The 23,272-nt window shown below is 50.2% G+C and carries 22 protein-coding genes and 1 pseudogene; 13 read left to right on the top strand and 10 right to left on the bottom strand.

Going from position 1 to position 23,272, the window contains the following annotated elements:
* The first annotated feature begins 1,156 nt into the window (after nucleotides 1–1,156).
* Complete coding sequence (locus JMG82_RS07265) at nucleotides 1,157–2,074, top strand: helix-turn-helix domain-containing protein (protein WP_201352059.1); 918 nt, start codon at nucleotides 1,157–1,159, stop codon at nucleotides 2,072–2,074.
* On the opposite strand, the gene JMG82_RS07260 is transcribed toward JMG82_RS07265, so the two are convergent.
* Together JMG82_RS07260 and JMG82_RS07255 are read right to left on the bottom strand one after the other, a co-directional pair.
* The gene (locus JMG82_RS07260; protein ID WP_201352058.1) at nucleotides 1,989–2,414 is read right to left on the bottom strand and encodes a hypothetical protein; all 426 of its coding nucleotides are present in this window, start codon (nucleotides 2,412–2,414) and stop codon (nucleotides 1,989–1,991) included. The two genes, JMG82_RS07265 and JMG82_RS07260, sit on opposite strands and share 86 nt — an antisense overlap.
* A 77-nt stretch (nucleotides 2,415–2,491) precedes the next feature.
* On the bottom strand, nucleotides 2,492–3,760 hold the full coding sequence (locus JMG82_RS07255) for a DUF2130 domain-containing protein (protein WP_201352057.1): 1,269 nt from the start codon (nucleotides 3,758–3,760) through the stop codon (nucleotides 2,492–2,494).
* A 167-nt stretch (nucleotides 3,761–3,927) separates the two neighbouring features.
* Between JMG82_RS07255 and JMG82_RS07250 the strand changes: the two genes are divergently transcribed.
* Nucleotides 3,928–4,221: a hypothetical protein gene (locus JMG82_RS07250; RefSeq protein ID WP_201352056.1), complete on the top strand. Its 294-nt coding sequence runs from the start codon at nucleotides 3,928–3,930 to the stop codon at nucleotides 4,219–4,221.
* A gap of 92 nt (nucleotides 4,222–4,313) precedes the next feature.
* Nucleotides 4,314–5,168 carry a hypothetical protein gene (locus JMG82_RS07245; protein ID WP_201352055.1) on the top strand — a complete coding sequence of 285 codons (855 nt, stop codon included), beginning with the start codon at nucleotides 4,314–4,316 and terminating at the stop codon, nucleotides 5,166–5,168.
* Nucleotides 5,169–5,269: 101 nt separating this feature from the next.
* On the opposite strand, the gene JMG82_RS07240 is transcribed toward JMG82_RS07245, so the two are convergent.
* Nucleotides 5,270–5,827, bottom strand: a complete 558-nt coding sequence (locus JMG82_RS07240; RefSeq protein WP_201352054.1) for a YqiA/YcfP family alpha/beta fold hydrolase — start codon at nucleotides 5,825–5,827, stop codon at nucleotides 5,270–5,272.
* A gap of 223 nt (nucleotides 5,828–6,050) precedes the next feature.
* On the opposite strand from JMG82_RS07240, the gene JMG82_RS07235 reads away from it, so the two are divergent.
* The 8 genes from JMG82_RS07235 (at nucleotide 6,051) to JMG82_RS07200 (ending at nucleotide 12,860) form a co-directional block, all read left to right on the top strand.
* On the top strand, nucleotides 6,051–8,399 hold the full coding sequence (locus JMG82_RS07235; protein WP_201352053.1) for a polysaccharide biosynthesis tyrosine autokinase: 2,349 nt from the start codon (nucleotides 6,051–6,053) through the stop codon (nucleotides 8,397–8,399).
* Nucleotides 8,400–8,463: 64 nt separating this feature from the next.
* Nucleotides 8,464–9,012 carry a hypothetical protein gene (locus JMG82_RS07230; protein ID WP_201352052.1) on the top strand — a complete coding sequence of 183 codons (549 nt, stop codon included), beginning with the start codon at nucleotides 8,464–8,466 and terminating at the stop codon, nucleotides 9,010–9,012.
* Nucleotides 9,013–9,155: 143 nt separating this feature from the next.
* Complete coding sequence (locus JMG82_RS07225) at nucleotides 9,156–9,638, top strand: hypothetical protein (RefSeq protein WP_201352051.1); 483 nt, start codon at nucleotides 9,156–9,158, stop codon at nucleotides 9,636–9,638.
* 161 nt (nucleotides 9,639–9,799) lie between these two features.
* Complete coding sequence (locus JMG82_RS07220; RefSeq protein WP_201352050.1) at nucleotides 9,800–10,303, top strand: hypothetical protein; 504 nt, start codon at nucleotides 9,800–9,802, stop codon at nucleotides 10,301–10,303.
* 198 nt (nucleotides 10,304–10,501) lie between these two features.
* Complete coding sequence (locus JMG82_RS07215; RefSeq protein WP_201352049.1) at nucleotides 10,502–10,885, top strand: hypothetical protein; 384 nt, start codon at nucleotides 10,502–10,504, stop codon at nucleotides 10,883–10,885.
* 207 nt (nucleotides 10,886–11,092) lie between these two features.
* On the top strand, nucleotides 11,093–11,605 hold the full coding sequence (locus JMG82_RS07210) for a hypothetical protein (RefSeq protein ID WP_201352048.1): 513 nt from the start codon (nucleotides 11,093–11,095) through the stop codon (nucleotides 11,603–11,605).
* A gap of 48 nt (nucleotides 11,606–11,653) precedes the next feature.
* Nucleotides 11,654–12,172 carry a hypothetical protein gene (locus tag JMG82_RS07205; RefSeq protein ID WP_201352047.1) on the top strand — a complete coding sequence of 173 codons (519 nt, stop codon included), beginning with the start codon at nucleotides 11,654–11,656 and terminating at the stop codon, nucleotides 12,170–12,172.
* Nucleotides 12,159–12,860 (top strand): hypothetical protein, encoded by a 702-nt coding sequence (locus JMG82_RS07200; RefSeq protein WP_201352046.1) that lies wholly within the window; start codon nucleotides 12,159–12,161, stop codon nucleotides 12,858–12,860. The genes JMG82_RS07205 and JMG82_RS07200 overlap by 14 nt, the downstream gene beginning before the upstream one ends.
* A gap of 108 nt (nucleotides 12,861–12,968) precedes the next feature.
* On the opposite strand, the gene JMG82_RS07195 is transcribed toward JMG82_RS07200, so the two are convergent.
* Complete coding sequence (locus JMG82_RS07195) at nucleotides 12,969–13,214, bottom strand: hypothetical protein (RefSeq protein WP_201352045.1); 246 nt, start codon at nucleotides 13,212–13,214, stop codon at nucleotides 12,969–12,971.
* A 208-nt stretch (nucleotides 13,215–13,422) separates the two neighbouring features.
* On the opposite strand from JMG82_RS07195, the gene JMG82_RS07190 reads away from it, so the two are divergent.
* Nucleotides 13,423–14,574 (top strand): hypothetical protein, encoded by a 1,152-nt coding sequence (locus tag JMG82_RS07190; protein WP_201352044.1) that lies wholly within the window; start codon nucleotides 13,423–13,425, stop codon nucleotides 14,572–14,574.
* A 4-nt stretch (nucleotides 14,575–14,578) separates the two neighbouring features.
* Here the strand turns inward: JMG82_RS07190 and JMG82_RS07185 are convergent, their stop codons facing one another.
* Nucleotides 14,579–15,688, bottom strand: a complete 1,110-nt coding sequence (locus JMG82_RS07185; protein WP_201352043.1) for a nucleotidyltransferase domain-containing protein — start codon at nucleotides 15,686–15,688, stop codon at nucleotides 14,579–14,581.
* 73 nt (nucleotides 15,689–15,761) lie between these two features.
* Between JMG82_RS07185 and JMG82_RS07180 the strand changes: the two genes are divergently transcribed.
* On the top strand, nucleotides 15,762–18,278 hold the full coding sequence (locus tag JMG82_RS07180; RefSeq protein ID WP_201352042.1) for a right-handed parallel beta-helix repeat-containing protein: 2,517 nt from the start codon (nucleotides 15,762–15,764) through the stop codon (nucleotides 18,276–18,278).
* A gap of 115 nt (nucleotides 18,279–18,393) precedes the next feature.
* On the opposite strand, the gene JMG82_RS07175 is transcribed toward JMG82_RS07180, so the two are convergent.
* The 5 genes and pseudogenes from JMG82_RS07175 to JMG82_RS11880 all read right to left on the bottom strand — a co-directional run.
* Nucleotides 18,394–19,524 (bottom strand): glycosyltransferase family 4 protein, encoded by a 1,131-nt coding sequence (locus JMG82_RS07175; RefSeq protein ID WP_201352041.1) that lies wholly within the window; start codon nucleotides 19,522–19,524, stop codon nucleotides 18,394–18,396.
* Nucleotides 19,511–20,749 carry a glycosyltransferase family 4 protein gene (locus tag JMG82_RS07170; protein WP_201352040.1) on the bottom strand — a complete coding sequence of 413 codons (1,239 nt, stop codon included), beginning with the start codon at nucleotides 20,747–20,749 and terminating at the stop codon, nucleotides 19,511–19,513. Before JMG82_RS07170 ends, JMG82_RS07175 begins: the two co-directional genes overlap by 14 nt.
* Nucleotides 20,750–21,757, bottom strand: a complete 1,008-nt coding sequence (locus JMG82_RS07165; RefSeq protein ID WP_201352039.1) for a hypothetical protein — start codon at nucleotides 21,755–21,757, stop codon at nucleotides 20,750–20,752.
* Nucleotides 21,744–23,003, bottom strand: a complete 1,260-nt coding sequence (locus JMG82_RS07160; protein WP_201352038.1) for a dTMP kinase — start codon at nucleotides 23,001–23,003, stop codon at nucleotides 21,744–21,746. Before JMG82_RS07160 ends, JMG82_RS07165 begins: the two co-directional genes overlap by 14 nt.
* Nucleotides 23,003–23,164: pseudogene (locus JMG82_RS11880) on the bottom strand (DapH/DapD/GlmU-related protein); the annotation flags it as partial. The pseudogene JMG82_RS11880 and the gene JMG82_RS07160, both read right to left, overlap by 1 nt.
* Nucleotides 23,165–23,272 lie beyond the last annotated feature (108 nt).

The raw sequence follows: 23,272 nt of genomic DNA, 5'->3' as shown, positions 1-23,272 counted from the left end.
TTTAGTCCGAAAATGGACATCGTATTCTTGTCGGGTGATTTCGAAATCGGAAATAATTTATCCGTTCTGACAATCATGCTGAATCCATTTTTTTCAAAACTTGGAAAAAATCGGGACTGTCTAGTTGGGTGAAACCATCGATGTATTCGATTTCGAAAAAGAATTGGCCGAGGGAAGCTCTTGCTCCACGTTCCTGACGGCCTGGAATTCTTCTTTGGAAAATATTGAGATGAACGAAAAAATTGAAGAATCGGTATCGGTATTGGGTTTGGAGGGTTTTCTTAAATTTTTCATTTGTTCGAAGTGAGTTGGGATCTATCCGATTTCGAATGAAGTATTGGTTCCGCCAATCTAAGTGAAATGACGTAGAGATGTTCGAATGAAGGCGGAAGTGTGTGGTATGAACAAACGCGTATGCCAACAACGAAGTAGCCGGGAATGAATCGTCATATCGAAAGGTCGAGCGACAAACCGCGATTGCGATATGTTCTTATGTGAAAACAAGGGGACCGTTGGAAATTGTTTATCGGCCTGATAAATCCAACATTCCACTACGTTGACACAAAATTTCTAACGGTCCCGTGTTATGTATTCACCCTTTTTGTTTCAAGATACGGTCCAACTTTTCGTTTTCCTTTCTGGCTTTTTTGAAATGGTTGGCTGATAGACGTTTGTTGATTGAACCTATGTCCTTGTGACCGAGAATTCCTCTCAAGACAATTGCCTGATATTGTTTTCCGTCAAGGTGGATACCAGAATATTCCTCATATAAAAGAGATTGTCGATGCCGATTTCTCGTTTGAATTTTGCATCTGCCGATCGGTGTTTTTGGGTCTCTTGCCAATGACAGGACTTTTGAAAAACCAATTTCATCACGCTGTTCGGTATTTCAAGAAGTGCATCATGCAAATTTGGACGTCGTCGCTGGTACATTTTTGGACGTCGTCGTTTAACGTCCATCCAGGTGGTTTTTGGTGGGTTTCGTAATAATACTTGACAGAAGTATCCAGGGTGCTATCGGATTGAATCCTTATCCACACCATACCTTTTGTCCCGTTCGACCTATTTACCCATCCATTCTCTCGCTTTTCTCTCCTTGCATTTGTGACCCCGGGATTTTTTTATTAGAATATAGCATCGAAACGATGGAGTTGTCATGCAGCATGGTCATTACATCAGAGAGTGTCGCGAGAGATTGGGGCTGACGCAGGAGGGGCTTGCGGAAGCGCTCTATCTTTTCGACGACGACCGTTTTCAGGGTGTCGATATGACGACAATCAGCAAATGGGAGAGGGGAGTCACCCATCCTCCCGTTGCGCGCATGTCGGCGTTGATACGCTTCTTCCAGGCAAAAAGCGGCAAGCCGCTGCCCTGTTGGGGCGCGATGAAAGAGCGCGATGTCGAGACGTTGACCTACAGCGGAGAGGTCTCCCGAATGTTGGGACATCCCAGGAGAATGGTGCAAAACACACCTCTTTCGGTCGATTTCGCGAAGGGGTTTTCGCTTCTGTCTCTGCGGGGGCATCCCCGTGCCGGCGAGATTCTCGAACTGACGGCCATGATGATCGACGAAACCAACTCTCCCTATACCCGCGTTTCCGCTGAGCGCCTGAAGCGCTGGATGGCGTATCCCGACCATCTTTTCGTCGCCGCCGCCTACAAGGACACCTTTCTCGGGTTCTTTTTCATGCTCCGTCTGAAGCCGGAGAGTTTCGATGCCCTCATGCGGTTTAAAAAGCGCAAAAATGAGCTCAAAGAGGAGGATTTCGCCATGGCGGGGGAGCCCGCTTGCATCTATCTTCTCGCCTTTTTCTCCCTGACCCAGCAGATAGGCACGCTGCTTTCGGCCAGGCTCTATGCCCATCTCATCGCCCATCAGTCCGAGATCGAAGAGGTCGGTTTCGTCTCATCCATGCCCGAAACGGTCCGCATCGCCCAGAATATGCCGCTCGAACATACCGATACCTACACAGACGGCGACACGGCGATCAACGCCTACCGCAACGATCTTTTCGCGATGCTCTCTTCCGAGACGATGATCCGAATACTTTTTTCAAAACATCGCAACCGCTAAGAAGCGAAAGTTCCAGCCGGTCGATTTCGCTATCGAGCGGGGCGATCGATAGCAGATAGCCCTCCCGGGAGAGACTCCCCTCTTTGAGACGGCGGTAGAGGTCGTGCCGTTGCCGATAGAGCGCTTTAAGCCCGATGGAAAATTCCTCTTCGGTGTCGTCGTCGAACGGATAGATCCTCTGCTTTGGGCTCTTTGAAAAAGGCATCATGCCCGCTGCCCCGATCCCCGGCGGCACCTCCGCGCGGCCGTGCGGGAAGATGGTCTCTTGCTTCTCATTCTTTTTCCTTCCTGGCTCCGTTGATGCCATTGTGGCGAAATCGGCGGCGGGGGAGAAGGGCATATTTCCACGATCGTTTTTTTAAATTCGACCTGTTCGTGCGGGCCGAAAGAGAGAAGGGGGCGTAGTGAAAAAAACGTTTAGGCCTCCTCCTCCCCCGCATGGGGGAGTTCCAGCGCCCGGATATGGCCGATGGCGTTGCCGGCGATGCCCCGGATCGAGCCGTAGAGGGCGGTGGTGTTGTCGAGGACTTTGGCGATCTGCTTCTCTCTTTGCTTCCAGATCCGCATCATCGCCCTTTTTTCGCTCTCCAGATCCGCCTGCATCTGGGTGAACCCTTCCACGATCGCTTCGATCTGCATCCGAAACTCGTTGGAGGTGAGGTAGCTGTAGAGCAGGCTCATCTTGTCGCTTCGGTTCTCCTGCGACTGCGCGGTCAGAGCCACGCGGATGATCTGTTCCCGCAAAATGGCCGAAAGCGCTTTGAACTCTTCGTAGGTGCAGACCCACACGCCCTCCACGAGCCCCATTCGCTCCATCCCTTTCGGAAGCGCCTCGGTCACCAGCACGCCGATGTCGGCCCCCTTTTCCCGGATGTCGGCCTTGAACTTTTCGATCCAGCTTTTCTGGAACTCTTTCGTGCGTTTGCTCTCGTAGTAGATGGTGCCGCAGTTGGGGATTTCGCGGGTGTTGACGATCTGCAGGCAATCGGCACCCCGCACCCCTTTTCTGATCTCCTCGATCGTATCGAAAGGGAAGTGCGCGCTCAGCCACGTTTCGATGGCGAGCTCCTGGACTTCTCCTTGCATCTGCTGGCTTCCCTGCTCCGCCTTCCGTTTCGCCTCCTCCAGCTGCCGCCGCAGCTGCTCGAGCTGGCTCTCCTTCTCTTTGAGTTTCAGTTCGCTCTGCTCGGCCAGGGTTTTGGCGATCTTGTCGCGCTCCTTCGCCAGCCGCTCGCTCAGCATCTTCTCCGCTTCGAGCTTCGCCTTTTCTACGGCCTCCTCGCCGGCGCGCTTGAGCTGCTCGATCTGGGCCTTGGCCCGGTTGAGCTCCTTGACCTGCTCGCTCTTTTCGGCCAGTTCCTTGTTGAGCATCTCTATCTGCTCTTTCTGCTCCTCCGCGATTTTTGTCTTGAGCTCCTCTTCGAGCTGCCGCCGTTCGCGCTTGAGCTGTTGGGCCACCTGCTCGCGGGTCGCGCGCTCCAGCTCTTTTTGAAACGCCGCCTCCTGGGCCCTGATCGCCTCCTCTTTCTGCTTGAGCTGCTCCATCGCCTCTTTGTATCGGGCGCGGTGCTCCGCCACCTCTTTTTGCAGTTTCGCCTTCGCCTCGTGCTCCAGTTTGGCGTAGAGACTCTGGCTGATATCGATCTCGGTGCCGCAGTTGGGGCAGGTGATGGATGTCCGGTTCATGCGTCTTCCCTTTGCATCTTTTTTTATGGAACTTTATCGAAATTTCGACAGATCGCGAAAGAGGTAGCCGTTTCTTCCCGGCCTCTTCTATGAAAAATGCTCTGGCGCTTGGCGCGTGAAAGCGGCATCATGAGGGTATGAAGATAAATTGTCAGGAGGAGTGAACCATGAAAATCACACCGATAGAGGAGCTGAGCGAAAAATTCAGGGATCTTAGATCCGATACCGGAACGAAGTTGCTGAGCCGCCGGGAGATCGAAGTGGGCTCGCTTCGCTGCGTCTACGAAGAGTGGGTGTGGGAGGAGATCGTCGTCCGCACCTGCATCTTCGCCCGGGAGGATGTCGAAGGCATGAGCGACGACGCGCTGCGGAGGGTGCTGGGGCTGGGCGGTACGGACGCCTCCGTCAAGCGCGACGAGGAGTATGTCTTCGTCAACTGCACGCTCTGTGAAACCCGCTGATGCCGCGTCCGATGCCCTTTAACTGGTATAATACAAAAAACCCGCTCCCTGCCCGGCTGCAGCGGGGGAGTGGGGCGCAAAGGAGGGGCGCGATGGTCAAAAGGGTGGCAGCGGGACTCTTCGTGGGCCTGGCACTGGTACTGGGAGGCTGCGGCGGGGGCGGCGCCGAAAAGAGCGTGGCCGACGCCGTATCGGCCTATTACGAGGAGCAGATCGAAGCGATGCTCGAAGCGCTCGACGTTCCCACCGACGAGCGGGTGGCGCAGGCGAGGGCCCAACTGCCCCAAAATACGTTCGGGGAGTTCGCCGAAGTGCTCTACTGCAGGAGCGAAGCGCCCGACGCCGATGCGGACCGCATCCCCTCCCTTGTCGCGCTCATCAACTATCTGGGCTTCGAAAAAGGGCGGGTCGAAAGCGGCACCGAAGAGGCGCTGCTGGCATGGATGCGGGCGCGTGCCGACGCGACGGCACGGGGCGAGAGTCCCGAGCATGGCACGACGCTGGCGGCGCTTTTCGGGGAGGCCGCGAGCCTGAGCGGGGGCGATATCTTCCTGGCCCTCGTGGCGGCCCACAACCTCCTGCGGGAACACCGGCGCGACGCCTCCATCCAGCGCGCGCTGCAGAACTACCGGGGCGACGGCGGGGACGAAAGCGGCGCGCGCTACCATCTCTTCGGGATGGCCCTCTACGCGTTCGCCTACGCCTACTTCAGCGAGCACCCCGACCGGGCCTCGGAGATCGACATCGATCTTCTCGATCCCGAAAGGGTCGCGCTGCTGGCCGAAGGCGCGGTCTCCGGAGACATCCTCACCGATACGATGGAGTACGCCGTCGATCTGGAGGGAATCGAGCTGGGAAGAGACCTCTACGAAAACCTGATGGGAAGATCCCTGGATCAGATCGCACAGAGTGAGGATTTGAATGTTTCAACATGCGACACACTCTGATGCCGGCATGCGTCACTCCGGCTCTCTCATCGTCTATTTGGGATGCTGCCAGCGATGGAGCGGCAGGGGACGTGGATCGTTCGATCCTTCCGCCGCAGGGTTCACGCCGCGCCGTGAAAGAAGGCTTCGATCGTCGGCAGATGCTTCTCGAACCCCTCGAAGACGTGGGAGCCCCCCTCCTCGACGATCGTTCTGGCCCCTTTGAGCCGCTCCATCGCGACGCGGTAGTCGAGCACCTCGTCGCCGGTCTGCAGCAGGAGCATATACTTTTCGGGGTGCTCGATGGTCTCGATGCGGATTCGTTTGAGGGTTTCGATGTGGCTGGGGCTCCATTCGAAGCGGCTGAGGTCGTAGAAGTTGGGAACCATGCCGCTTTGCGTCAGGGTTTTGTGCGGCTCCGTGGAGGGGTTCACGAGCACCGCCTTGAGGTCGTAGAGCTCCGCCAGTTCGATGGCGTAGAAGCCCCCGAGCGACGAGCCGATGACGTGGACCGGTTCGTGAACGATCGTTCGCTCCACGATCTGCGAAAGCGTGTCGAGGGCCAGGTCGGGAATGTGCGAAAGGGTCGGGGCCAGCGACTTCTTGCCGAAATATCGCCGGACCATCCGCGCCTTTTCGCCCCGTCCGCTGCTGGCGAAACCGTGTATGTACAGAACCATAACCGCTCCTTTTCCTCCTGGTCTGGTCTATAACGATAGCATATTCACTCATAAGATATTTTAAAATAAGGTTCGCCGAGGCCCCGGCGGCGTGCGGGATGTGCGCGAAGGGGGCCTTTGGGTTTTCGCCGCTTCCGGCCTTTTTGCGTCAGCAAAGTATCAATAACTTTTTTGTACAATTGCCGATTATATCTATTACGATGAAAAACCGCAGGAAAAAGTTATGGCAACCGAAACAAAGCATGAGATCGACGAGGACGAGATCGATATCAAGGAGATATTCGACACCCTCAAGCGCTACAAAATCTCGATCGTCGTCATTACGCTGCTGCTGACGCTGGGCGCCGCCCTCTACGCCTACGTCGCGCCGAGCATCTACCAGGCCAAGGCCTACATCGAGGTCCAGGAGGACGAAAACGGTCCCGGCAACATGCGGGACTTCCTGGCCATGGCCTCCTCCGGTGTCGGAGCCAACATCAACAACGTCATCGACACCTTCCAGATGCCCCACATCGGCCTCAAGGCCCTCGAGCAGGTCACGATCGGCATACGCTACTACCTGATAAAGAACTTCAGAAAGCGCGAGCTCTACCGCAACTCCCCTTTCGTCGTCATCCCGAAGATGACCGCCCCCAACGCTCTGCGCAGCACCTTTAAAATCTTCCCCATCAACGAGGAGTCGTTCCGTCTCGTGGTCGAGCCGAGCCTCAAGGAGAAGATCGCAGACGGCGTGCGCGGCCTGATCGGCGACGTCCCGCCCGAGGAACGCCCCTTCTCCTACGACCACGCCCACAACTACGGCGAGGAGATCGATTCGCAATGGTTCTCCCTGACCGTGCAGAAAGTCTACGACCCCGCGGACGGAGAGTACGCCTTCACCCTCACCCCCAACCCGATGATGCTGGGCTTCATCCAGCAAAATCTCTCCGTCGCGCCCCTCTCGAAGGAGGGGACCATCGTCGAGATCTCCTTTTTGGACCCGGTGCCGCAGCGGGCCAAGGAGATCGTCAACGCCCTGATCAACGCCTACATGGGCGAGTCGATCGATCTCTCCGCCCAGAGCGCGCAGAAGAAGCTCAAGTTCCTCGACGAGCAGCTCGCCGCCATCAACAAAGCCCTGCAGGGGTCCGCCGAGAAGCTGCAGGAGTTCAAGAGCAGCCACATCATCACCAAGATCGGCCAGAAGGCGACGCTGACGGCCGAGAAGATCAGCGAACTCCAGCGCCAGCTCTACGAAATCGACATGCGCCTCTCGGTGCTCAAAAACCTGCTCGAATACCTCAAGACCCACCGCAACATCAAAGGGATCAACGTCGAGACGATGTCCGCCTCCAACCCGACGATCACCTCGCTGATCCTCAAGATCCAGGAGCTTTACGCCCAGCGCGACACGCTGCTGGCGTCGGTGACCGAATCGCATCCTGACGTCGTGAAGGTGACCAAGGAGCTCGAGAGCCTCCGCCACTCCCTGATCGAATCGATCAAAAGCAGCATCCGCGGGCTCGAAAACCGCAAGCAGTCGCTGCTGGGCATCATCGAGGAGAACGAGAAGGAGCTGCAGGCGCTTCCCGAAGAGGAGCGCAAACTCGCCCAGCTCAACCGCAACTTCATGGTCAACGAGAAGATCTACAACTACCTGCTGGAAAAACGGGCCGAGACCGCCATCGTCGCCGCCTCCGCCGTGCCGAAGGTCAGGGTGGCCGAAAACGCCTTCGTCGGGGAGCGGCCCGTCAAGCCCAAGCGCGGCCTGATCATCGTGCTGGGCGTCGTGCTGGGGCTCATCCTGGGCATCGCTTTCGCGTTCTTGCGCAACTTCCTCGATGACACGATCAAGAGCGCCGAGGGGCTCGAGCGCCTGACCAAGATCCCCCTCTACGGCGTCGTGCCCCACTTCACGGGGCGCAAGAACATCAGCGCCTTCCACGAGGCGCTGCGGGTGATCCGGACCAACCTGGAGTTTTTGCAGAACAAAGGCAGCTCCAAGGTGATCACGATCACCTCCACGGTCCCCAAGGAGGGGAAATCCTCCATCGTGACCGAGCTGGGCAAGATCATCGCCAAAAGCGGCAAGAGGGTGATCCTCCTCGACCTCGACCTGCGCCGCGCCCGGGTCCACCAGCTCTTCCGCCTCGCCAACGAGAGGGGGGTGAGCACCCTGCTGGTCAACAAATCGACCCTCAAGGAGAGCGTGCAGTACACCCAGGAGAAGGGCTTTCACGTCATTACGGCGGGCCCGACGCCCCCGAACCCCTCCGAGCTGCTGATGTCCAAAAGCTTCCGCAGCCTCATCGCCTCGCTGCAGAGCGAGTACGACTACATCCTTCTTGACTCGCCCCCCATCGGGGTCGTCTCCGACGCCATGGCGCCGATGCGCATCTCGGACATCACCCTTTTTGTCATGCGTGCCGACTATTCGAAGAAAGCCTTCCTCAAAAACATCAACTGGCTGGCCGCCGAATACGACATCACCGCCGGCATCATCCTCAACGACGTCAAGGTCAGCGCCAAGAAAGGGGCCTACGGGTTCGCCTACGGCGCCAACTACGGCTACAGCAACAAGTACTACGTCTAAGAAACATTGAAGCGGCCTCCTGGCCGCTCCAACGCCCGTTTCACCAAACATTAAGCGAAAAATTGTGATAATCAGTCAATTCGCGTACGGTTTCAAAGCCGCATGCGAAAATCCAGTCAAGGGGATGCCGATGTCTGCAGAAATCATCAAGACACCGGAAGTGGAAGTAGTCGACGCCAAAAAACGGGCGTTCATGAAGAAGTTCGGAAAGTACGCGGTCGTGGGCGCCGGCATGGCGACGCTGATGACGCCGACGCTCTCGTCGGCCAACAACTACTGCGGAAGCGGCAGCGGCCACGTCACCAACGAAATGCAGGTGGGCGATTCGCGTGTCGTCTCGGGCACGTGGGACACCAATGCCATCGACAACGAAGACGGCTGGATGGCCCAGCTCGACCGGACCGAGACGGGGTACCACATCGAGCAGGGCACCATCTCGACGACCGACAACCTCCATGCCGGCACCTTCACCGGCGATCTGTGGCCCATAGATGAGAACCTCTGGAACGGCCAGGGCACGGCCGTCTTCCAGGGCCAGTCGTGGAGCTGGACGGCGCTGGGCGACGCCTCAACCCGCGACATCACCTGGAGTTACTGCCCGCAATCCATGTGACGCGCCGGCGGGGACCCCCGCCGCGCCAGGTTTTCTCTCCTCTTTTCCCCTCACCCCTCAACCTTTGAGCGATTGCGCCGATCTTGTTTTCGGTTGTCCGTTTTTTCACAAATGACGACCCAAATCGATAGAAGGGGGTACCGATGTCTGCACGAATGATCAAAGCGGCAACGGAAGGAAGTATCGTCGACGTGCGAAAACGCGCGTTCATGAAAAAGTTCGGAAAATACGCCGTCGTGGGCGCGGGCATGGCGACGCTGATGACGCCGACGCTCTCGTCGGCCAACAGCTACTGCGGAGAGGGCAGCGGCCACGTCTCGACGGAGATGGAGGTCGGCGACGCCCGCGTTCTTCACGGCACATGGGACGCCGACCGGATCTACAACGAAGAGGGGTGGATGGCGCAGCTTCGACGGACCGACACCGGCTACGAGATCGCCCAGGGCACCATCTCGACCGATGACAATCTGCACGCGGGCACCTTCACCGGCCGCCTCTGGCCCGAAGAGGACAATCTCTGGAAAGGCAGCGGCACCGCCGATTTCCAGGGCCAGACATGGGCATGGGAAGCCATCGGCGATCCCGCGACCCGTGACATCACCTGGACCTACTGTCCCGGCACGTAAGGCAAGGGGAGAGCCCTCTCCCCTTCATCCGCCGGCAAAACTCCCCTTTTCCCCGTACCGCGACCCCGCTGTTTTGAGCAAAGATTAAGCGAGAGTAGGCGATAATGACCCATCTCGTGTATGCATACCGAATACGCGAAATCTTTTTCAAGGGGATGCCGATGTCTGTAGAAACCATCAAGACACCGGAAACGGAACGAGTCGACGCCAAAAAACGGGCGTTCATGAAAAAATTCGGAAAGTACGCCGTCGTGGGCGCGGGCATGGCGACGCTGATGACGCCCTCGCTCTCCTCGGCCAACAACTACGCCATCAAAGGCAGGGCGAAAGTCAAATTTTCCATGCCCGGAGAAAACGAAGGCGACATCATCGCCGGCGGCAAATGGAGAAGCAAGGCGATCCACGCCGGAGAGCGAAACTGGGACGGCTACTTCCACCGCGTCGATGAGGACCGGTACAAAAGTACCGGCATCTTCACGTACAAAGAGCGGGGCAATCTGCAAAGCGGCACATGGAAAGGCGTGTGGAACTACAGGGAGAACAAAAACAAATGGGTCGGCAAGGGGGTCGTCGACATCGGCAACGACGGCACCGTCGACGGCCACTGGAAAGCCTGGAGAAAGGCGGGAAGCGACAAAATCCGCTGGACGGTCACGGGCCTTTGAAAGCCTCCCGCTCCCGCTTTGCGTGGAGCGCGCGCCCTCTTGCCGGCGCCGGTCTTTGATGCCCGGGGCGCCTTCGCCCCGCCGACCCCGCGCGCCGCTTTCACTGTTTTTTCCTTCAAAGGGAGCGCGCAAAGAGACTTTTGAGAGAGGCTCTTGTATAATCCCCTATCATCACTCTTAAAAAGGCGGGACGCAGTCGTGGCATCCGAGGAAAAGCGAATCCAAAAAACCGTTTCGATTGTCGAGGACGAAGGCCACAAGAAGCGGTTTCTTCAAAACTATCAGAGCATCCGGCTGCACGGCGAGAGCATCGACGTGCTCATGGACCCCTCCTCCTCGTCCGTTGTCACCTATGTCAAACCCGGAACCATCGAGCGCAAGGTCTACCGCTACAAGGACCGCGCCGGCGACTTCTGGAAGGAGATCCACAAAGTCGTCGTCAACAAAAAGCAGCAGGTCATCTTCGTCGAAAAACGCTACCGCAACCACCAGTACGTCACCTCCTTCCGCCGCCGATGGAACGACGGCAACGCCGCCGACTGGATCATGAAGCAGATGCGCGACAGCGAAGAGGAGGGCTGAGCCGCTCCTTTTTTCTTCCATGCCCGGGCGCCCTCTCTTGCCCGGGGGATTTTAATTGAACATTCAATTTTCCTTTTTTACAATAGATTAAACCCACTCTTTAACCAACATGAAAGCGCGGTGCCCTCCGCGCCCTCTCGGCGCGCGGCGGGCGAAAGAGGTGCCGCCATCCGCGGCATCGGCAAAAGTCGAACGAAAGGAGCGACAATGAAAGAGACAACGCTGTGGCGAACCACCCTTTTGGCATTCGTCATGCTGCTTGGCATAGCGACGGCGGGATGGGCGGGCCATCACCAAACCAATCCCAAACATCATATCCATTCCATCATCGACTCCAACGACAAGACCGCCCTTTTCGAGGCGAAGCTCAGAATCGGCTGGCGCGGCCACGAGGGTATTTTGGACCAGGTGAAGTACGAACTGAGAAACACGGGCACCAAGCGCAACGGCAACCGCCTCGATTTCTGGGTCAAAGGCGTGCGCATCGTCAACAAGGATGACGACTCGGTGCTCTGGTCCGCCAGTGACAACAAGCGGATCAAAAGGGGACACACCGGCAAACACGAATGGCGCGGCGATTTCATGCACGACAAAGGCATCCCGCGCTCTAATATCAAAATGCAGATTCTGCTGTATGTACCGAGTAACTACTGGGTGCTCGAGTGGGATCCGGAGGCCGGAGGCTACAAAAGCACCCGTGTCACGCTGGGTCATTGGTAGCGGCGTCTTTCTGCGCCCAACCGCATGAGCCAGGAAAAAGGAGAGAGTATGAAAAAATTGGCAGTTTGCGTCGCGGGCATCCTGGTGCTCGGCGCGCTTTCGTCGCAAGCGGGGACGCTAAAGCAGGCATCGGCCACCAGCTTCTCGTCCAACGGCCCGAAGATCGCCGGCTGGCACTGGCTGCGCCACCGGGGCGAGAAGGCCAAATGGGTCTTCGCCTGCCCGGGGGGATTGTTTGGAGGGGAGGTCGTGTTCTGCTTCTCGACCCTTTCGACCAACGGCGTCAACGGCGGCGCCGGACACGATTCTACTCTGCAGGTGCATCTTGGGCACGGGGCAAGGAAACGTCTGACTTTGAAAAACGACTGCCCGCTGCTCAAAGACCTTGCGGGTGCGGGCAATTCGCACGGCATCGGCTACCCCAGCCACGGATGCGTCAAATACACCGTCAAGTGCACCTTCAAATCGCCCATCGTCATCGAGGTCTCCAACGAAGGAAGAGGCCGCAGCATGGGCCATACCGCCGTCAAAAAAAGTTCGGTGAAGATGACCTATGTGGCGCATTAGAAAAACGGCGGCGGCATGGGCTCTGGGCCTAGCGGTGCTCCTATCCTGCGGCACGGCGGCAGCCGCGCAGAAGGGGGCGATGGGGGCCGAAGAGCTTCTGCAAATGGCCGTAAAAAAGGCCCATGCGACGGACCCTTCCGCCTATCTGGTGCGTGTGGCCTACGACGGGGGCACGCGCGACCTGACGTTTGCGGGCGGCTCCTTCACCTTCTTCTCGCCAAAAAAGGAGGCGGCGCACGAAGAGTCCAAGTGCTACAGGCTCGACTTTGCCAACGGCCGATACCTCGGCATGCGGGAGTCCAGCTATTCGCGCATCCGTATTGAAGGGGTCGCGCTCACGCCGGAAAAGGCCATCGAGGCCGCCATGCGTCACGAAATGGGGCCGTGGTGGCGCGCCCACCCCCGTGTGAAACTGAGAGCCAACCTGGCGCCGGCGGAGTACATGCACCGGGCCCCGGGTTTTGGCGACAGGTCGAGAAAAGGAGTTTTCGTCTGGGAGCTTCGGCTCGACGGCCCGGGCCTGGCGGAGCAGCTCGCCTGCTACGTCGAGGCGAAACAGGAGGAGTTTCTGGGATGCAAGAAAATACCCGTCCCCCGGCAGTATCGGCACATCACCCCGCAGGAGGCGCAAAAAGAGCTCGAGCGGATAATGAAGAGCCACCCAGCCGGCGACCAGACGCGCCGGTAGGGAAAGGGCGGCTTCCCACCCTTTGACAACGTTGACAACACGTTGACAACAGGGTCAAAAAGAAGAAGAGGCGCGCCGCGAGGCTTCACGCGCGGCGTTCGCCGCACGTCACGAGGCCGCGGCGTCGTAGGGGTTGCCGCTTCGCGGCGAATCTGCTGTTGTTTTTGGGGCTTTGTCCACCTTGAGCATGTAGCCGTAGAGGTCTTCGTCCCGGGTGATCACTTCGTTGGAGTGGGCCAGAAGGTAGAAAAGCTCCGAGCGTTTCATGAAGCCGCTGTGCAGAAACTCGTTTTCGTCGTTCCACTCCTCCACCTTTTTGGGAGTCTTCTTCAAGCAGTCGTAAAGCACTACCATTGTCGATCCTTTCGTTTCAAAAGTAATAAAATTTCAAAAGTCAGATTAATAATCGGCAAAAAAGATGAAACGTTGACGCCGAGGCGCGCCAAAGGGCCCCATCTTGCTTCCGGCTTCAATGCCCCTCCGCAAAGTAGCGTGATATATGTTAAAATAAATGATTAATTGACGATATGTTTTTACAATCAAACAAACAACCGGAACACCCATGAAAACCGACGAAATCTACAAACTCCCACTCGCATCCGCGGCGCTTTCGGCCTATCTGCTGGACGAGAGCCTGCTGGTCTATTCCAAAAACACGCAGAACGTCTACGGCTTCGAAAAAGAGGGCGCGGCGCTCTTTCTGAAGATCGACGAGATGGTCAAAAGCCGCACCCCCGAAGAGATCGCCGAGGCCTTCCCCGGCGTCGATCCCGCCGTGCTGAAGGAGATGGTCGAGCTGGCGTCGGGCCGGGAGGAGCTGGATGTCGTCGAGTACGAGGCCGACATCGAGCCGGGGCGCTACGTGCCGGACGAAAAGACGCGCTTTTGGTACGTGACAGAGAGCATCGCCTACGGCGTCCACTACCCCGACGAAGCCTTCGCGCGGCGCATTCACCCCGTCTTTTTGCACCTGCACACGCCCGCCGAGCCCAGGCACCTGCGCAACAAGGTCGCCGTCGATTTCCAGGAGGCCCCGGAGGGGTGGGTCATCTACTGGAACGGCAAGCCGGTGCAGATGGAGGTGCCCCAGCCCCAGATGGCCACCTTCTTGCAGGAGAAGATGATGACCGGCGCCTACCAGGCGCGCAAATACCTCATCGCCCTGCATGCCGGCGCGGTGGAAAGAGAAGGAAGAGTCATCGTCATGCCCGCCACCGCCGAGTCGGGCAAGACCACCCTCATCGCCACGCTCGTCGCCCGGGGCTTTAGCCTCTTCAGCGACGAGGTGGCGGCCCTGGACTACGAGGGCTGCGTGCAGCCGCTGCCTTTTTGCATGAACATCAAAGAGGGAAGCTGGAAAGTCCTGGAAAAAGAGTACCCCGAACTTGGGGGCCGCGACGTCCACAAACGTTTTGACGGCCAGAGCATCCGCTTTCTGCCGCCAAAAAACATGCACGCCGGCCCGCGAAAAGCCAGCCACCTTCTCTTTCCCACCTACCGCCCCGGCGCCAAAACCGCGCTGCGCCCCCTGAGCGCCAAAGAGGCCCTCGCCCGCATCAAAGAGGCCAGCTACCAGGTGCAGTACAACATGGACGAACGCAAGTTCGAGAAGATCCTCGCCAACCTCGTCGCCCTGCCGAAGTACGAGCTGATGTTTTCGGACCGCGACGAGGCGGTGCGGGCGATTGACGAGATGATCAGACTGGAGGAGTAGGGAGTCACCACTTCGAGATGATCTCTTTAAGACAGCCTTTGCAGAAAACGTATCGTGTTAGTTGATCGATTATTTGGATAATCAGATAGTAAGGATACAGCCACATTGATTGATAGTTATAACGATCTTTTAATGTTTCAGGGTGATACCACACTTGTAGTTTCTGCATTAACGGATAGAATTCGCCACGTACAGAGCCTTCCATTTCGAAAGATTTTAAAACCCCTTCAAGATGTTTCTTTACCTCTTTGGTTTCAACAGTCAAAGGCGTATCGAGCGAAAAAAACACTTTTGCCTGGTACAGATAGGCATTAAAATGCTTTTGCAGTTTGCGTGATCGAACCAGTGCATCCAGTTTATCCCATTCGATTTTATCGGCATATTTGTTTGCCAGTACACAGAAATCGTGAAGATGACGAAGATCGAGTCGCCTCAACATATAATTTTTGTCATCGATCTCCGTATGCAAAAAAGCGTGATAGAGACGATATGTCGGCTTCAGAACCCATGCTCCTGAAAAATCGGAATGTGTGCATCTCATAGAAGTTTCTGAATTGAAAGGGATATACTCTATCTTACTATGTCCGCCTGACACTCTTTTATGCAGTTCGACGATGACCGGTCTGTCTGATTTTTGCACTGGTGGCATGTGATGGTATGTTGCCCGAATGTTCGCTATTTTTGCTTCGGAATACCCTGCATCCTGCAGTAATCTGTAGGCTCTGTCGATATCCTCTTTATTCACCATCAAATCGATATCGGACAAAAATCTTATACCGATATGTTCGAAATCATTTTCAACCAATGCGGCTGAACCTTTGAGCAAAAGCGGTTCGATTCCCTCGTGATTCAAAAGGGAGACGATTTCCTTGATTTGTTCGATAATCAATCTGTTTCGTTGTGCATTTATCTGAAAAATTTCATACAGATATGCATGAAGTTCTTTATCACGGCTTTTTGAAAAAAAGCCATGTTTATAAAGAGACCAAAACAGCGCCGCGGTCAAATATTGGCGATTGGCAATTGATACAATATTTAGAAAGTCGATATTCTGATCACCAATGTCATGTGTAAGTAGTGTTGTAAGTAAAAATAAATCATTTTTTTTGTTCAAAAGGCATTTTCTCTGTGGTTTTTAAAGATATAATAACCTGAAATGCCTCATCTTTTTCTTATGGATCCATGAAATGCAAAATTTGTCCTTGAAACTGTTTATATCCTTTTTTATTTTATTAATAATCACAGTCTCTCAAGCCGCCGACGATGAATTGGCCCTAAAAAGTTCAGAAGCGAATGCTTTTAATATCAAAAAAAAGGACCTCTCCGTAGACAAAGAAGATGCAAAACAACATAACGGAATACATGAAATAATAGAAACAAAAATTAAAAATTTGTTGATCAGAACATCTGATGCAAAAAGTGCTTTGATGAAAATGTTGAAGAAAAATCCCCACATTCCAAATTATGGCATGGAGTTTTTCGTAAGTACACAGGGTTCGGATGAAAATCCTGGTATCAAAACGAAACCTTTTAAAACCTTGGAGAGAGCAAGGAGAGCGGTTTTTGAGTACAAGCAGAATCATAATCTACCGATAGGTGGTATCGTGGTTTGGATACGGGGTGGAACATATACTTTTTTAGAACCCTTCGATTTGTACTACGCCGACTCCGGAGTGGAAGGCCGCAGAGTGGTCTACAGAGCGTATCCTGGGGAAGATGTGCATTTTACAGGTGGAATTGAGTTGAAAAAAGAGTGGCTAAAACCTCTTTCGCCAAACGATCCGGCATGGTACAGACTGAACAAAGATGCACGCAGCCATGTCTATGTGGTCGAACTCATGAAGCATGGGATATTTGATTATGGAAAAATGGATTGGAACCGATACAAAGACGCAGTGCATATGGAACTTTTCGAAGATGACAAGATGCTAAGTCTTGCACGATGGCCGGACAAGAACGAAACTACTTACATTCCTTCTTTGAAAGATGCTGAGGTACATGTTTATGGAAAACTTCGGCCTAATGTTGCGGGAACGTATGTAAAAATCGGTTCAAAATTTCCTGTTTACAAAAGAGTTGGACTTGTTAATGGCCATCAATTTTATATAAAGAGGGTAGAAGGCAAAACCATTAGTGAAAGGCGTTCTTGGAGAATTGTCCGGGATGACGGGAAAGTGTTCTGGAAACAGGATGGACTTGGCTATGGCCTTCCGAAAGAGTTTTTATCACGGCACAATGGCGCAAAAGGTACACCATCACTTGTAAAACCCGGGGAGAAACAATTCGGTTTTGCATTCACTATGGAAGGCCTTACCGATACGGCATTCCGATATTATGGTGACAGGCCAAACCGATGGAAAAACGATGGCGATCTCTGGATTAATGGGATGCTGAAATACGCCTGGTCCAATTCTCGGATGAAAATAAAAAAAATCGACAAAGTCAACCACATTTTCCACCTCGAAAAAGCGCCACTTTACGGAATATTGCGAGGACGGCAGAAAAAAGCGTACTATGCATACAACATTTTAGAAGAACTTACATCACCAGGTGAATATTATATCGATAGAAAAAGAGGGAAACTCTATCTATGGCCAGAAAAAAACATTAAAAAAAGCCGTTTTTTTGTGTCTATAAACAAAAAGGGCGTAATTCGGCTCAACGACACCTCATGGATAGAATTTAATGGAATGACTATAGAGTGCAATCGAGGCAATCTTATTGAAATAAAAGAAGGTGACCATAATCTATTTACTTTCACTAAGTTGCGAGCATCAGGCAAATCACTTATCAAAATTACAGGAAAATTCAATGGAATAACATATAGTGATTTAACAGATTCTGGTTTGCAAGCTATCGAAATTTCCGGAGGAGATCGTGCTCGTTTGGTTTCGGCATACAATTTTGCCATTAATAACCATATTCATCATATTAATCGTTGGCATTGGACCAGCACTGGCGCTTTTAGAATAAACGGAGTTGGAAATATAGTGGAACACAACGATATTCACGATATGTTTCACCAGGCGATCAACTTCCAGGGAAACAATCATAAAATCAGGTATAACAATATCTATCGTTGCAACCTTTATGCAGAAGATGCCGGGGGCATCTACTCAGGGAGGCATTGGGGATGGCGTGGGAACGAAGTGCATTATAATTTCATACATGATATTATAAATAATTATGGAAATCGTATGATTGTGGGAGTCTATTTTGATGATTCACTAAGTGGTAATGACGTGGTTGGAAATATTTTTTACAATATCGATGGAAATGCGGTTTTCATAAATGGTGGACGTGACAACAAAATTGAAAATAATTTGTTTTATCATGTGGCAACAGTATACGTTGGAACAAATTATGGTTCAAAATATATCAATAATATATCTGGGAGCAGCCATAATCTACTTGAGAGATTAAAAGAAGATGGTGTTCAATATCAATCAGGTATATGGAAAAGCACCTATCCCAAATTGGCGGCAATACCCAATAATTGGAGCCAGATAAAAGGAAGTCACTGGTTGTATCCCGAAGGCAACAGTTTTAAAAACAATGCTGGCGCAGAATACTTAAAGTGGGCGAGGGGACCTTTTAAGAATAACTTTGGGTATTATACCTATTTTAGTGATTCTCCTGTAAACGAAAAATCAACTTCGTTTAAACCATTGCCTTATGAAAAAATAGGTATACAGTTGCCTTAATACTTTCCGTATTTGAAGTTCATCAAATTGAATAAAATATAAAATGTATACTATCCACAACATTTTGGTCAATGTCCCACATGGGGCCAAGGAAGGAATGTCGCGCAAAGCTTGGTCAGTATATTTTCTCTTTCATATCATCATCGAAAATCTTCACGAGGTTCTTTTCGAACTGTTCGAGAGTGAAATATTTCGAATATCGTTTCCTGCAATACTGGGCAGTCTTTTTGTTTAAAAACTTTTCTTTCCCTTTTTGCAATGCTTCATACAAATCCATATTGTTCTTATTCAATACAATGCCACATTTTTCATTCAATATAAATGGAATAGATCCTTCATCAGTTGCTATGGCGGGTATGCCATAAGAAAGTGATTCGATCAATGTAAGTGGAAAAGCATCATTCTTTGACGGGTACATAAGTAAATGCGCTTTTTTGAAAAGGTTGTGTTTCTTTTTTCCGGAGACATATCCATGATAAGTCACTCTCTTTTTGAGATTGCGTGTTTCCAAAAAATTAAAAAACCCCTTTTCATCTTCAATACTTTGCCAACTTCCCGCGAAATCGTAATGAATATCGAAATCTTTCGTTTTATTGGCTAATTCTAGAACTTCCCAATATCCTTTTTCTTTCATCATATGAGCGAGATATAAGACATTGATCGTTTTTATATTCGAATATTTCTTGTCAATATACGCTTCGAAGTTTTCATTGGCCATGGGATCTTCTACGCCATTGGGTAGATAAAGAACTTTTTTGTATGTCTTCACTTTTTCGAAATCTTTTTCTAGCCAAGGACTGAGCAGTATCAGGTTTACATCTTTCACGAAAAAACGCGTCAATATCAGATTGCGTCTGGATGCCGAAACAAACTCATCGACACCTTTGGTGTGATAATGGTAAAAAACCTCCCCATCTTTGAAAGTTCTGTATGCTTTCCACAATGTCGAGATGAGCAAGTCTCTGTAAAACGCCACACCCTGTACTGAAGCGGTATAATATATTTTATCCGGCCTGAATGTTACTAATGCCCATAATACTTTGGCATAAAGCTCCGTTAACAGGTAAATTTTTTTGAAGCTCACTTTTCCTATGTCGCCAATGGTATCCGACGATCTTATCGTTACGAATCTGCAGTCGTATACTTCTTTGAGTTTAATGCTGGATGCTATGAAATCCCCCACTTTCGCCGCACCATGTGCGGGTGGAGAGCGGTGCAATATGCAAAGAAGCTTAGGTTTTTTCATGAAGCACCTTTGTATAAATATCTTTCATTTTCCTAGCTTTGGCTTCCCATGTGAAGTGCTCTAGAACATCTTGCCTGTTTTGTATGCCGATTTTCTTGCGCAAATCTTCGTTTCTGTATAGCGTTTCGAGGCGTTCGGCCAGCATTTCGACGATTTCTTTATAAGCCAAATGTGGCGAAACCAGTTGTTCATCTTTATAATTGAGCACAAACTGCTGTGGACCACCATACTTCATCGCGAGTACAGGCAAAGCGTAGGCCATGGCTTCCAAGATCACGAATCCGGCGTTTTCAAGTGTAGGGAACATAAACACATCGGCATGGGCAAATTGTGCCATGACTTTTTTTCGGGGAATGTTGCCCATAAATTCTACATTCTTTTTAATATTCAGTTCTTTAGCCAGTTTTTCCAGCTCTTTCCGATCTTCTCCATCCCCTATGATTTGCAGTTTTGCTTTGGTGCTTGGAACATTTTTCACAAATTTTGCGAAAATACGAAGAGACATCGCGAAGTTTTTTATATACATTAGGCGGCCCACCGAAACGATGGTGAAGCAGTCTGATTCGCTTTTAAAGTGCTGTATATTTTCGGTATCGCTTTTTTTCAAGGCGATGGCCGGTTCGGCGATGAAGCAATCGTTTTTTCGCAACCCGAGTTTGTGGCGGACATTGCTGTTTATTCCGACAATACAGTCTGATTTCGCTTTGCAAATATAAAAAGCGGGGTCGAAATTTCTAAAAAATATTTGCAGACCAATGCGAATTTTTTCTACGGTTTTTCGCTTTTGGCTTTCGAGAAACTTTGGATCGATCGGGTCATGGCTTCCTATGGGTCCCCAGATAAAACTGTTATTCCTGTTTTTCAATAAAAAGAGATAACTCGGTAACCAATCGTTTACGAAAGTTACATGATGGATAATGTCGAAATCAATTTTCCGCTTTTTCAGAAAAAGAGCCGCACCTATCAGCCATAAATAGTAATAAGTGCGAACCCCGTGCCCCCCCTTCTTCCAGAAAGTCAACCATTTTGGTGGTTCGTAATAGTAAAACTTCAGATTTGGCGGATAACTCTCTTTTTCTATGACCTCTTGATTGTTCGCTTTTGTAATGACATGTATAGTATCGTTCGGAAAAATTTTCGCGATTTCATTGGCCATTTGCCAACCCACTTCCGGCTCGCTTCCTTTGTGGGGTTCGCAGGCATAAGCTTCAAGCAATATATTCATCTATTTCTCCAAAAAATCGAGCATTTTTTGTTCGAAGCCGTAATCTTCACACTCTTCCATTTTTACCAAAATCTCTTTTGCCAGAAAAAGTTTCAAAAGAATGTTTGCTTCGTCTACAAGAATTTTTTCTATCACATAATTGGCCAATGTATCGGGTCGCATTCCTTTTAAAAGCTTGCCAATCTGATAGTGGTATTTGATGAGGTCGAAATATTCCAGGCCATCTTCTACGAAATATTCGAAATCAAAAGGCACTGTGCCTTTACTTGTATTTATGATGTTCCATGGGGCGAAATCTCCGTGTTCGTAAACCAGAAAATATTTTGTTGCAGATTCGCGTCGAATTTTTTCTATCGTTTTTTCAAGTTTTGATACATTCAACTGTTTTGCTTTGTCTATCATATATTGAATGCGGGGATGATTTGCCAGCGAATAGGACTCTTTTCTTCTGAAACGCAAAAGCAAATCATCGATGGCCTTGCTGTTGGGATGACCTATGTTTCCATTTGTTTCGGATAGCAGTAGAAACGGTATATTTTCGTATTTCTCCCAGAGTAAATATTTTTCGACTATCCGTTTTGACGAGAGGATGTCCAAAGCCTTTTTTTCATTGTTCAGACGTTTCAAACCAGTTTCGCTCAACGGAAACTTTATATATCCTATGATCTTTGCGTCAGGTGTTTGAAGCTGCAATACCAGCTTGTCTCTTGCCGTGGCAAAATAGACGGATACGACCAGCTGCTCTCCCAGCCTCTCTTCCATGAACTTAATGAAGTTAAACTTTTTTTTTGTCTCGGTACTGAAAAGCTTTTTCGAAAGCATATTGTAATCTGTAAAAGCTTTTTTCGTCATTTTTTTAAGCAGTCTGGCTTTCTTCGAAAATGGATTGTAAAGTTTGAATGAATTGTTCGACAAAGCAGCATTGTCAATAACCAGTGCCACTTTTGGATCTTTTTTTGTAGGCAAAAAGAGATATTCATTCGATGAAAAGCAATTAGAAGCGTTCATTCATTTTTTCCATCATAATAGCCACGATCTCTTTAGTTATCTCATCAGGGGATCGATTTACATCAATTCTAAAATATTTTTTTCCATCGGCCAGAGAGTTATAAGCTGTAATTTGCCTCTTCAGTTCTTCGAATGGAACTTCTTTTTTTCGTACGTAGATGACTTCTGGTTCTGCGATAAGAATGAAGTAGATATCAGGTTTTGGTATAAAAAACCGTGCAAACTTAGCTATGCTTCGCCAACCTCCGTAGCGATAACGTCTATAATCGACAAGAATATCATCGTAATATCGATCAAAAATGATTAAAGAAGATTTTATTTTCAGTGGTAATATATTTTTTATCCACCCAAAATTGTATTGATATATAAAGTATAAAAGCTTTACATATGACTTGACTTTTGAGTATGGTGGAAATTTATGTGGATCAGTCACTACAGTATCAATATCGGTTTTTTGGCTTTTAATGGGTTTGAGATGAAAATAGTTTTTTCTGCGAAAAGGAAGTTGTTGAGTTATCAGTGTATCAATAACAGTGGATTTACCAGAACCATCAGGCCCGAGAATAGAAATAATTAAGCCTGTCGGTTGAACAATACGCTTTATAACACGAAGAGTATTTAAAATTCTACGTTTTATATTAATTTTGCGAGTACTGTAAAAATCAGATATTAACCTTTGTCTGTTATCAAAAATAACTGAAAAAGTATTGTTGGAAAAAGCATTAATTATTAAATTATGATATTTTGGAAAAAATTTTCTTAAAATATTTTTGTTTCTGTTTTTACTTTTAAAGTACAATGTATATAAGTGTTCAAACGTCTCTATATTTAGATCATTTTTATCCAATTTTTTAATAAAATAGTTTAAAAATTCTTTCTCTGAAGATAAAATAGGAATATTTTCATAGGTTGTTAAAGTATTAAAAATATCATCTTCTTTAAAAAATTCAATTTCTTTTCGAGAGAGTTCTCCATACAGGTCAAGGTTTAGATAACTATTGTTTTTCAGATCATATAAAAAGATGTTTTTTGCCCACAGATCATGGTGTAAAACTTGAACTATTAAAAGATCTTTTTCCAGACAAAACTGTTCTAAAAGGCTTTCTATTTTTCGAAAATGCTGCTTTTTTAGTAATATATCTATGTCTGAATCTGTCTGCTGATTATAGACAATATCCTCGTATCCATTTATAAGACAAAAGTTAATTTTATTTTTTTTAAAAAATGTGAAAAGCTCAAATATCATCAAGTTCTTTTCTTAATAAGCTTGGCAGGCACTCCACCGATTATACTATACGGCTCACACGATTTTGTGACCACTGAACCCGCAGCTATAATAGAATGATCCCCTATTTCAACACCTGGCAAAATAATTACTCTTGTGCCTATCCAAACATCATTACCAATGAAAATGGGCTTTTCTTTTATTGCTCCTTGTTGATTTATTGGGATATTTGCTCTATCATAAGCATGAGAAGTTGCCATCATAACTACATCTGGCCCCATTAAAACATC

This window comes from Hydrogenimonas urashimensis (assembly GCF_016593255.1).
GTDB classification, from domain to species: Bacteria; Campylobacterota; Campylobacteria; order Campylobacterales; family Hydrogenimonadaceae; genus Hydrogenimonas; species Hydrogenimonas urashimensis.
Note: the sequence above shows the minus strand (reverse complement) of the source record. Positions and strands in the feature narration are given on the sequence as shown.

What these genes read in the sequence shown, in the direction of transcription:
- JMG82_RS07240 (WP_201352054.1), bottom strand. Translation starts at nt 5,827, where the DNA reads ATGGTTCTGTACATACACGGTTTCGCCAGCAGCGGACGGGGCGAAAAG.
- JMG82_RS07220 (WP_201352050.1), top strand. Translation starts at nt 9,800, where the DNA reads ATGTCTGTAGAAACCATCAAGACACCGGAAACGGAACGAGTCGACGCC.
- JMG82_RS07255 (WP_201352057.1), bottom strand. Translation starts at nt 3,760, where the DNA reads ATGAACCGGACATCCATCACCTGCCCCAACTGCGGCACCGAGATCGAT.
- JMG82_RS07195 (WP_201352045.1), bottom strand. Translation starts at nt 13,214, where the DNA reads ATGGTAGTGCTTTACGACTGCTTGAAGAAGACTCCCAAAAAGGTGGAG.
- JMG82_RS07200 (WP_201352046.1), top strand. Translation starts at nt 12,159, where the DNA reads ATGTGGCGCATTAGAAAAACGGCGGCGGCATGGGCTCTGGGCCTAGCG.
- JMG82_RS07165 (WP_201352039.1), bottom strand. Translation starts at nt 21,757, where the DNA reads ATGAACGCTTCTAATTGCTTTTCATCGAATGAATATCTCTTTTTGCCT.
- JMG82_RS07235 (WP_201352053.1), top strand. Translation starts at nt 6,051, where the DNA reads ATGGCAACCGAAACAAAGCATGAGATCGACGAGGACGAGATCGATATC.
- JMG82_RS07190 (WP_201352044.1), top strand. Translation starts at nt 13,423, where the DNA reads ATGAAAACCGACGAAATCTACAAACTCCCACTCGCATCCGCGGCGCTT.
- JMG82_RS07170 (WP_201352040.1), bottom strand. Translation starts at nt 20,749, where the DNA reads ATGAATATATTGCTTGAAGCTTATGCCTGCGAACCCCACAAAGGAAGC.
- JMG82_RS07250 (WP_201352056.1), top strand. Translation starts at nt 3,928, where the DNA reads ATGAAAATCACACCGATAGAGGAGCTGAGCGAAAAATTCAGGGATCTT.
- JMG82_RS07260 (WP_201352058.1), bottom strand. Translation starts at nt 2,414, where the DNA reads ATGCCCTTCTCCCCCGCCGCCGATTTCGCCACAATGGCATCAACGGAG.
- JMG82_RS07265 (WP_201352059.1), top strand. Translation starts at nt 1,157, where the DNA reads ATGCAGCATGGTCATTACATCAGAGAGTGTCGCGAGAGATTGGGGCTG.
- JMG82_RS07160 (WP_201352038.1), bottom strand. Translation starts at nt 23,003, where the DNA reads ATGATATTTGAGCTTTTCACATTTTTTAAAAAAAATAAAATTAACTTT.
- JMG82_RS07175 (WP_201352041.1), bottom strand. Translation starts at nt 19,524, where the DNA reads ATGAAAAAACCTAAGCTTCTTTGCATATTGCACCGCTCTCCACCCGCA.
- JMG82_RS07210 (WP_201352048.1), top strand. Translation starts at nt 11,093, where the DNA reads ATGAAAGAGACAACGCTGTGGCGAACCACCCTTTTGGCATTCGTCATG.
- JMG82_RS07205 (WP_201352047.1), top strand. Translation starts at nt 11,654, where the DNA reads ATGAAAAAATTGGCAGTTTGCGTCGCGGGCATCCTGGTGCTCGGCGCG.
- JMG82_RS07245 (WP_201352055.1), top strand. Translation starts at nt 4,314, where the DNA reads ATGGTCAAAAGGGTGGCAGCGGGACTCTTCGTGGGCCTGGCACTGGTA.
- JMG82_RS07180 (WP_201352042.1), top strand. Translation starts at nt 15,762, where the DNA reads ATGCAAAATTTGTCCTTGAAACTGTTTATATCCTTTTTTATTTTATTA.
- JMG82_RS07225 (WP_201352051.1), top strand. Translation starts at nt 9,156, where the DNA reads ATGTCTGCACGAATGATCAAAGCGGCAACGGAAGGAAGTATCGTCGAC.